The organism is Aliarcobacter vitoriensis (genome assembly GCF_003316695.1).
GTDB classification, from domain to species: Bacteria; Campylobacterota; Campylobacteria; order Campylobacterales; family Arcobacteraceae; genus Aliarcobacter; species Aliarcobacter vitoriensis.
Genome location: NZ_PDKB01000045.1, coordinates 1 through 975 on the forward strand (window position 1 = coordinate 1; position 975 = coordinate 975).

Annotated in this window: 1 protein-coding gene and 1 pseudogene; both read left to right on the forward strand. The window is 27.9% G+C overall.

Annotated features, from left to right (window positions below; all coding sequences use genetic code 11):
* Window positions 1-70: 70 nt before the first annotated feature.
* Entirely contained in the window at window positions 71-439 is a 369-nt protein-coding gene (locus CRU91_RS12430; RefSeq protein ID WP_235827016.1) for a TonB-dependent receptor plug domain-containing protein, read from the forward strand.
* Window positions 440-679: 240 nt separating this feature from the next.
* Window positions 680-975: pseudogene (locus CRU91_RS12435) on the forward strand (TonB-dependent receptor); the annotation flags it as partial.

The window sequence follows — 975 nt, forward strand, 5'->3', positions numbered from 1 at the left end:
TATTCCTTGAAACAAATAGTGTTTATCATTATAATTCAAACTTATTTAAAATCGGGTGAAAGGAATAAAAATGGAAAGAAAGTTAATACTTGCATCACTATTTGTAAGTTCACTGTTATATGCAAATGAAACTACAAAATTAGATGATATAACAGTTAGTGCAAATAAAATGGAGGAAAATATAAAAGATGTTCCTCAAAGTATCTCTGTAATCAGTGAAGAAGAGATTGAACAAAAAGGAATTAAAACTATTCAAGATGTTGTAAAAGAAATTCCAAATATGTATAATCAAAACACAATAGGAAGTAACACATCTTTTAGGGGATTAAATACTTCTCAATTCACTCATAGCAATCCAGTTGTTATTTATGTTGATGGAGTACCATATTATGATAAATTTGATTATAATCCATCTTTAGCAGATGTAGAGCAAATATAAATTTTAAGAGGACCTCAAGGAACACTTTATGGAAAAGATGCAATTGGTGCTGTTATAAATATAGTTACAAAAGTTCCTAAAAATGAGTGGAGTGGAACTCTTGGTGCAGAATATGGCAATGACAATACTTTTAATACAAAGCTAAATACAAGTGGAGCGATAATTGATAATAAACTATTTGCTGGAATAAATGGTTCATTTGATCATAGCAATGGTTGGATAGAAAATCATTACCTAAATATGGATAAACATGCAAATAAATATAATGATAGAAAAACAAGTGGATTTTTACTATACAAACCAACAGATAATTTATCAACAAAATTAACTATAACAAATAACTACGAAAAAAAATATGGCGTAAATGGTATGGTTGTAGATAACCCAAACACATCTCTTAATAGCCTAAAAAGAAAAGATGCAGAAAATGTAAGTTTTGAAATGCCAACTTCGGAAAAAACAAAACTAAATTCTCAAGCTTTAAATATCTCTTATGAAACAGAAAAAGTAAAATTTGACTCAACTACAACTCATAA